This window comes from Paenibacillus ehimensis NBRC 15659 (genome assembly GCF_004000785.1).
Classification (GTDB): domain Bacteria; phylum Bacillota; class Bacilli; order Paenibacillales; family NBRC-103111; genus Paenibacillus_G; species Paenibacillus_G ehimensis.
Map to the genome: position 1 here is coordinate 1 of NZ_BILX01000131.1, position 8,949 is coordinate 8,949.

The following is an 8,949-nucleotide window of genomic DNA, read 5'->3' on the forward strand; positions in this document are numbered from 1 at the left end:
CGCCTGCGGCGGAGCGCTCGGCGCTGGCCTCCCGCGCGCCCGCCTCAGCGCCGCTGTCCTTAAGCGCCGGCGTCCGCATCCGCCTGACCTGCAGCCATGCGCTCAGCCCAAGCAGCGAAGAACCGAGCAATACGCCCATAAACTCGTTGCCGATTCCGTAGTAGCGGGCGCCGACGATCGGGTCATACCCAAGCACCGAGCGCTTCATCGCTTCGGCGCCGGTACAGCCGTCAAGCAAGATCAGCACGCCGGTTCCCGCCCCGATCCAGCCCAGCGTGCGCATAAGCTGTGAAATTTCCCGGGAGCCGGCCGCGGCAAGCGTTCCGAGCGCGAGGGGAGCGGCAAGCGCTAAACCCGCCAACAGCGGCTTGTCCAAATGCGCCGCCCAGCCCAGCGCCAGCAGGACGCCGGGCGCAAGCAGCACCGATAACAGCAAACCGCGCATCCATCTCCGCAAGCGTCCGGTCGGCTTCGCCCACCGCAGCGTGATCAGCCCCAGCAGCATAACGGCCACTTCGTACCCGGCAAGCCCGTACAATAGCGTAGGCCGCAGCGCGTAGACGCTAGCCATCTGCCGCATATCGCTCAGCAGCACAGCAAGCGGCGAATGTCCACCTCGTCCCGCCTCTGCGCTTACCATAGGCAAACCGATCATGCCCTCCGGCCGCGCCAGCCCGAATTCGTCCAGCAGCGACGGGGCCAAATCAACGGCCGCAACGAGTCCCGAACGCCGCGTCGTAGCCGAAGACATCAGCGTGCCTTCCGATATGGCCGAAGACCAGCGGATGACCGGGGTCAACTGCCACTTTTCTTTCCAGGCCTCCGAATGCACCTTCGGGCTGACCAGCCACAGCACATGACGTCTGCCGGACGCCTCCATCCCGCCTATAAGCTTCGATAACAGCCGGTCCGCCAGCTCCAGCACCGCCCTTTTCCGTTCGGCAAACCGGGCAGGCTCATACCATGCCTTCTCTGCGTACAGCCGATACCAATCGCCAAGCTCGATCACCGCGAGCGCCCCGCGATCCGTCCCTGTCGCGGATATCGCCTTGCGTCCGGCAACGAACGCGCCCCATTCCTCGGCCAGCCGATCCGTGTCCGTCCTGACCGCCAAAGGCATGACGGCATCGGCGATGAGGGTCCCCCGGCCCACATCCCCTGCCTCTACCGTTCCCTGACCGTCCATGATCATAAGCGGGGCAGGCCGCTTGAAGCGATCCGTTCCTCCCCCCGGCTCATCGAGATTACCCCACACGCTCAAGCGGACGCCATGGCGTTTCAATGTATCTCCGAGCAAGCCTGGCCGGGCCAAGTAATTCCCTTCCGCGTTGTTCCGTTTGAGCGCGGGATAGGCCGGAACGAGCACCGAGACGTTCGAAGCGACAACCTCCTCCCCGCCAGCCGCAAACCTGCGCATGAACGCCAGTGCGGACTGTCCGTCCCGCCGCTCCGTACGGTTCCACCCCTCGCCTCCTTTCCCGTCTGCGGGCGTTCCCGCCCCCCAAGTAGCGTACACCGATTCGAGTCCTTTAGAGGGGACGCGAACATTCATTGCGGCCAACCGCCCCGTTGCCGCAAGCCTCCGCAAGGCCGGAAGACGGTCCAGCCACTCCGGCTGCAGCTCCATAAACGATAGCCCGGGGACGGAAACGACCGTAACGATGGGAGAATTTTCAGAATTGGGGATAACTTCCGACATTTCCTTCAAAATGGGGATAACCTGACGGGAGAAAGTGGAATTTATCCCCACCGCATAGACTGGGGCGATGCCTAAGGATATACTCATCCACAGAAACGATACGGCCACGACACAAACGATCCCTTTAGCATACAACCTGGAGGCTTTTCGATGAACCGTTCCATTACGCATGTTGTTCCGCCTTCCCTTGCCAATCGTTCATTGGGAATTCGTCTTATGCGACATACCGCACGCGCATTCACATCGAAATTTTGCATGCCCCGCCGAATCCCTCGCAAAAGAGCTCTTTTTCGTACTTTGCCCAATTCGTTCCGCTTTATCCAGCTTATCCCCGGTACCGGATCTATTCACTCTGTCCACAACCTTATCCCCAGAAAAACTTGTCACTTTCCCTAGAAAAATCAGGCCTTTTCAAGGAATCCACAAACTTATTCACATTATCCACATATTCACTGTGAAAAACTTATCCACTCTCCTTTGGGAAAACGGAGCCCGCTAAACGTTCTTCTGACGCGGGTTTCCCGAATTACCCACATTATGCACAAAGGCTGTGGATAACTATATCCACAGCCTTTTCTCCCGCTATTCGTTAAGGAACCACCATCTCAGTTTCTTTCTAGTGCCCGCCAGTTGCCCTTTTCGCCATTCCCTTGCTGCTTTGTTGCAGCCCCCCTTCAAATGTTCTGCTGTTCGGCTGCGCCTCGACAGGTGCATCCGAAGCACGCACCAACGCCCATTTTTTCCCCTAAAAAAGCCCGCCGTCTCATGGAAGAGACGACAGGCAAATGGAGCATCGCAGCTTTATTCTCCGCCGACAAACACATAGCGCGCGATGACGAGCACCGCGAGCAGCCACATCAGCCAATGCACTTTGTACTGGCCCTTGCCGCCCAATTTGGCGACCGTCGCCAGCAGCACGTAGCTGACGATCCCGAACGAAATCCCGTTCGCAATATTATACGTAAACGGCATAAGCGCCACGATCAGAAAAGCCGGAATGCCGTAAACCAAATCCTGAAAATCGATCTCGCGCACGGCCTGCATCATCAGTACGCCGACGATGATCAAAGCCGCCGCCGTCGCCGGCCCCGGAATGAGCGCCGCAATCGGCGCCAGGAAGAGCGCCAGCAGGAAGCATACGCCCGTCGTAACGGCGGTAAGACCCGTGCGTCCGCCTTCGGCAACCCCCGCAGAGCTTTCGACAAACGCGGTCACCGTACTCGTACCGACCAAGGCCCCGGCGCTGACGCCAACAGCGTCGACCATCATCGCTTTGCCGACTTTTTTGTTGCCTTCTTCTTTGTTCTTCATGAAGCCCGCCCGGTTGGCCGTGCCTACGAGCGTGCCGAACGTGTCGAACATCTCGACAAACGTGAACGTCGCAATGACCGAGATGATTCCCGCATGCATAATGCCGGCGAAATCGAAATGGCCGAACGCCAGCTTGCTCATGTCGGGCATCCACGTCGTTTTGTCGCTTGTCAGGTTGGCAAAGTTCACCATGGGCGAGCCGTCCGGATTGTGCATGAACACGCCGACCAGCGTCGTAAGCAAAATCCCGAACAAAATCGCTCCCCGAACGCGCAGCACCATCAAAATGGAGATCAGCGCCAAGCCGATAATACAGAGCAGCACGCTCGGATCCTTCATGCTGCCGATATGGAATACCGTTTCAAACGAAAGAACGTCCGTGTATTTATGCGCCGGAATGTCTTTGCCCGCTTCCACCGCAACCGTCAGCAGTCCGCTGTTCTTCACCCCGATAATCGCGATGAAGAGCCCGATCCCTACCGTAATCGCATGCTTAAGGCTGTCCGGAACGGCGACCAGCAGCAGCTGCCGCACTTTGGTTACCGTCAATACGATAAAAATCAAACCCGAAATGAAAACCGCGGTCAATCCCATCTGATACGTAAATTGACCTTGCGATGCTAAAATAACCGTCGCAAAATACGCATTGAGCCCCATCCCCGGCGCAAGCGCAACCGGAAAGTTGACGAACAGCCCCATCGCGATCGTCATCACGCCTGCGGCAATCGCCGTAGCAAGAAACACCGCCGTCCAGTCCATGCCTGTCGCCCCGGTGCCGAACGCGCTAAGAATGTTCGGATTCACGGCCAAAATGTAGGCCATCGTCATGAACGTCGTCAGCCCGGCCATGATCTCGGTACGTACGGTGGTACCGTTTTCCTTCAGTTTAAAAAACCGGTCCATTCTAGAAATCCTCCCACATATTTAATCGGAACAACGACGAAAAACCCGGGTAACGACCCCGGGCTATCAAGCAAAAGAAGGCTCCACGGATATATCCGTGAACCGTCTTATCCTTGTTCGTAGCCAGATCATTTACGGTGATCTCGTAGAAACTTCCAGGCCGATTCCCGGAATTATACGAAACGGTTATTCCTTTGTTGTCAACAATCCTTATTCTAAAATCGGGAGCTGCGAATGTCAATTATTTTTCCGAACAATCTGCGTTACTGTGATAATTTTGTTCGGAATCATGACCAGAAGTCTGAGTTCGGCAGATGAGCTGCGCATCGAAAAAAGCCCGTCCTCTTCTCTTCGAAGAAGACGGGCTTGCCGATTATTCCCACTCGATGGTTGCCGGCGGCTTGGAGGTGATATCGTACACGATGCGGTTGACGTTATCAACCTCGTTGACGATCCGTACCGAGATTTTCTCCAGCACGTCCCACGGGATGCGCGCCCAATCGGCGGTCATGCCGTCGATCGACGTTACGGCGCGGATGCCGACGGTGTACGAATACGTACGCTCGTCGCCCATGACGCCGACGCTTTTCATATTCGGAAGCGCGGTGAAATACTGCCAAATTTCGCGATCAAGACCGGCTTTGGCAATTTCATCGCGAAGAATCGCGTCGGATTCGCGCACGATATGCAGCTTCTCCTCCGTGACTTCGCCGAGCACGCGGATGGCAAGACCCGGACCCGGGAACGGCTGGCGCCATACGATGGCCGCCGGAAGGCCGCATTCCTCGCCGACCTTTCGCACCTCGTCCTTGAACAGCGCTTTGAGCGGCTCCACGAGCTCGAACTTCATGTCTTCAGGCAAACCGCCTACGTTATGGTGCGATTTGATCGTTTGCGCCGTTGCCGTGCCGCTTTCCACAATATCCGTGTACAGCGTGCCTTGGGCAAGGAACGCGAAATCGCCGAGCTTGGCCGATTCTTCTTCAAAGACGCGGATGAATTCCGTGCCGATGATTTTGCGTTTTTGTTCCGGATCGTCTACGCCGGCCAGCTTGCCGAGGAACCGTTCGCGCGCGTCGATTTTGACCACATGCATATCGAATTTGCCGACAAACGTATCCATGACGCCTTCCGCTTCGCCTTTGCGCAGCAGACCATGGTCGATGAACATGCAGGTCAATTGATCGCCGACCGCTTTATGGATGAGCGCCGCCACGACGGACGAATCGACGCCGCCGCTGAGCGCGCAGAGCACTTTTTTATCGCCGACTTGATTGCGGATGTCGCGGATCGTGTCCTCAATGAACGTTTCCATGCTCCATGTGCCTTCACAGCCGCAGACGCGATACAGGAAGTTGCGGATGATATCGTTGCCGTAGACGGAGTGGCGCACTTCCGGATGAAATTGAACGGCGAACATTTTTTTCTCCGGATGGCTCATCGCCGCTACGGGAGCGTGCTCGGTGCTTGCGTCGATAACGAAGCCTTCCGGCGTTTCAACCACAAGATCGCTGTGGCTCATCCATACCGTCTGCTTTTTATCCAAACCATGCACCAAACCGCACGCGTCGGTGAAATCGACCTCGGCTTTGCCGTACTCCCGCTTCGATGCCCGTTCCACCTTGCCCTGCAATTGATGCGCCATCAGCTGCATGCCATAGCAAATTCCGAAAATCGGCACTCCAAGCTCGTACACGGCCGGGTCGACCAGCGGCGATGCTTCTCCGTACACGCTGGCGGGGCCTCCCGAGAAAACGATGCCTTTCGGCTGCAGCGCTCTGATTTTTTCAATCGGGGTATTGTAAGGCAGCAATTCGCTGTAAACGCCTAAGTCTCGGATCCGACGGGCGATAAGCTGGTTGTACTGTCCGCCAAAGTCGAGCACCACAATGATTTCGTTCGGCTTGTCCATGTTAAGTAAGTTCCTCCTGGCTTCTTCGTTCGTTTTCAATGAAACTTATTATAAACTTCTGCCCGGCAAAGGGCAATGCCTGAGCGGAAAGTCGCGCCGCAGGGCCGTTGTAAGCGTTATAGGTCTGCCATAAAGCTCCAGAAAAGGGTACCCAGGAGAGGAAAGGCCGGCTCGGGACAATAGTTGGGCTCCCACCAGGATGTGTACAAAGCACGGGATAGAATACGTTGCTGGGAATATGTACATAACTTAAACAATGACGCATCCGCTAGGGATATGTGGACGATACGATGTTCCTCCCTTCGGATGTGCATTGTGTGCAGAAAAAGCCCGGAACGGAGGGGCTCTTCGCAGAAGAGCTCCTACGGTTCCAGGCTCCGGCTTTGACGCAGGCGCCGCCATGCGTCCGTAAGCATACGGCGGGTAACCTGCTCCTGCGGGCCGTCCGGATCGGCATAGCGCACCGTTTCAAGCAGCTGCGCCAGTTGGAGCAGCGTGATGCGCTGCGCCTCGCTCCGGCAGCGGCGGGAATTCGCGTATTCGCGCAGCGTTTGCTGCGGCGCCGCACGGCCGTACGAGCGCTGCAGCCGCCGCCACAGCCGGTCGGCGAAGCGGTGCAGCGAGGCCCGGCGCAAGCTGCGGCTGGAGTCGGGAGCCCGCACGAGATCAAGCGGCCGGGCCCGGGGGATGCTACGACGTATGCTGAGAAACGTCAGCAGGCCCCCGCCCGCAAGGAGCGCCAACAGCCACAGGAAAAGCGGCGAAGCTGCTATGCTCTGCAAAAAGGATACTGCGCTGCGGATCCATCCTTCGACCGCTGTGGCAGCCGCGGATAACGAGTCTCTCACATGACCCAGCGCGGAATTTGCGAAATCTGTCAGCGAGGCGGCCCATTGGGCTGCGAGCGACCGCTTTTCCGCTTCGTTATTTGCCGTCAGAGCGTCGGTTGAGGCAGCTGCAGGAGCCGCGTCGGCGGAAGCCCCGCCCAATAAAGCAAAGCCCGGAGTCGGCTCGAACGGAACCCAACCGACCGATGGAACATATGCTTCTACCCATGAATGCGCATGCTTTTGGTGCACTTGGACGACGTAGCGCTCGTCTCCTTCGGAGGTCGTCCGAGACACCGTCTCGCCAGGCGCAAAGCCTTTGACCCAGCGGGCCGGTACCCCGGCGGAACGGAGCAGCACGACCATCGCGGTGGAAAAGTGATCGCAATACCCGGTTTTTTGCTCGAACAGGAACCGGTCGACGAAGTCCTCGTTCGCACCCGCGGCTCGCGTTCCTTCCAAGCTGTAGAGATAATGCTCCCTTAAATGGCGCTCAATCGCTTCCGCCTTGGCATAGGGCGTCGGCATGTTCGCGGTTAGCTGCTCTGCGAGGCGACGGACCCGGTCCGGCAGCGTGGCGGGAAGCTGCAAAAAACGTTTCCGCATGTCTTCGGGATAGCGGTCCCCCTTATCGGCCGCCGCCCCTGTGCGATCGGTCAGTACCAAAGCGTCGACCTCATAGGAAACGAGCGGGTCCGTTAAAGCCGGGATCGAATACCGGTCCGTTGTTTCCTGCTTCCAGACCCGGTCGTTCGGAATCGGCTTCCCTGCGGCCGATTCCATCGATACGACCCGTGTAAGCTCGCCGCCTGCGAAGAGCTGACGGTTCAAGCCTGGAGAAGCGATGCTTATTTTCTGCCGGACGAGAGCATAAGCCGTCGAGCGACGCTGACTTGTCGCCTGATCGGGAACGAACGCCGCCGGCGGGTCATTGACTGCCGCCCAGCCTTGGCCGGTATAGAAGGTTTTGGCCTCGCCCCGCCAATACGTAAGCCTGGGAGTAACCGCCGTAAAAGCAAGGCTGTCGTCCTGCTGCAAAGGCTGCCCAAGCCTGCCGTCATCGGAGCCGTATCCCGTTCGGCCTTTCATCTCCGACGTCCATCCGTGCCGCTGCAGCCAGGCATGGCTTAATAAGCGCTCTTCAAGCGACCGGACATACCCGGACCAGTCCGGTGTCCGCATATCGTGCGGATGCAGGGACGCTCCAAGCAAACCGGCGGCAAGACAGGCAGCGGTCAGCAGCAGCGCGGGAAGGGGACGCACCCGTTCCCTGGATGAAGGAGCGGCTGAGCCCGCTTCTCCCCGCCAGCGGAGCGCCCGTCCCGGCTGAAGCATGGCTTGAAGCAGCAGTCCGAGACCCGTGCAGCGCAGCACGGCGTGAAACATATCCAAGGCCAACACCGTTTGGAAGAACGCCAAATAGCCCAATGTCAATCCAAGAAACCAAACCAGCTGCCGGCGCTCCAAGACGAACGACTGCACGACGGAAACAAAGAATGCCCAGCCCGCCATAAAACAAAGCGTCCGTGTCGCTGGCTCCCAACTCGCCAGATTCCCCTGCAAGCCTTCGGCGGCATCGGCAGCCAGCTCGCGGCCCCATTGCAGCCACCACGAGGGAGAAGGCATCGTCTGTCCGTTATGAATCCATGCCGTTATGGCAACGATCCATAACGCTTTGGCCGACCACGCCACCGAGCCCGGCGGGCGGAACGTATCCAGCAGCATGAACGCCGCAAAAGTAACGGCGAACGGAGCGATGTTATATATCTCGGTCAGCTCCGACAGCCTGCGCAGCGGGTACAGCCACTCGAGCAGCAGGAGAAGCAGCAGCACGCTGAGAGCGGCGTCTCCCGCCCAATTGGCGGAAGGGCGTGTCCTCTCGCGGCTCGCGGCTGTAATGCAGGGGCCTGCCGAGGCGGCCGAGGCGGTGCCGGAGGAGGCGGAAGCGGCCGCCTCGCAGAAGGCGCTGACGCAGGCTGTGAACGCGGCCCGGGCGCTCGATGCGCCAATCGCGGGTGGAGCAAGATCCTTCGCCGGCTGAGCGTCGCGAAGATCGGTCTCAGGTGCCGATGGCGGCATTGGCGGCACCCCCTTTCGACGGCGCAGCGGGCGTATGCGGCGCCAGGACCGTGATCGGGCAGCCGAGCGCTTCGAGCTGCCGCACCCAGGCGTGCGCGGGACCGGGCCAAGCCGCCCCGGGTCCGTGCACATAAACGACGCGTACGGCGCCCCGGGGCAGTCCGCGCAGGGCCGCGGCCAGCTGCGCGTCGGAGCGGGCCGTGACGAGCGTGAGCGCC

4 protein-coding genes, 1 pseudogene and 1 riboswitch are annotated in these 8,949 nt (G+C 59.1%); all 5 genes and pseudogenes read right to left on the reverse strand.

Annotated elements, in window-relative coordinates; translation table 11 throughout:
• The coding region (locus PEH01S_RS33285) for a hypothetical protein (RefSeq protein WP_218032728.1) at positions 1-1,870 on the reverse strand (1,870 nt) is incomplete at its 3' end.
• A 630-nt stretch (positions 1,871-2,500) separates the two neighbouring features.
• Entirely contained in the window at positions 2,501-3,913 is a 1,413-nt protein-coding gene (locus PEH01S_RS33290; RefSeq protein WP_025848972.1) for an NCS2 family permease, read from the reverse strand.
• A 100-nt stretch (positions 3,914-4,013) separates the two neighbouring features.
• Positions 4,014-4,114, reverse strand: a riboswitch (purine riboswitch).
• A 172-nt stretch (positions 4,115-4,286) separates the two neighbouring features.
• A complete protein-coding gene (gene guaA / locus PEH01S_RS33295) occupies positions 4,287-5,825 on the reverse strand; it encodes a glutamine-hydrolyzing GMP synthase (protein WP_025848971.1) in 1,539 nt (512 codons plus the stop codon).
• 362 nt (positions 5,826-6,187) lie between these two features.
• Positions 6,188-8,731 carry a transglutaminase-like domain-containing protein gene (locus tag PEH01S_RS33300; RefSeq protein ID WP_127490348.1) on the reverse strand — a complete coding sequence of 848 codons (2,544 nt, stop codon included), beginning with the start codon at positions 8,729-8,731 and terminating at the stop codon, positions 6,188-6,190.
• Positions 8,712-8,949, reverse strand: a pseudogene (locus PEH01S_RS35210) (DUF58 domain-containing protein); the annotation flags it as partial. The gene PEH01S_RS33300 and the pseudogene PEH01S_RS35210, both read right to left, overlap by 20 nt.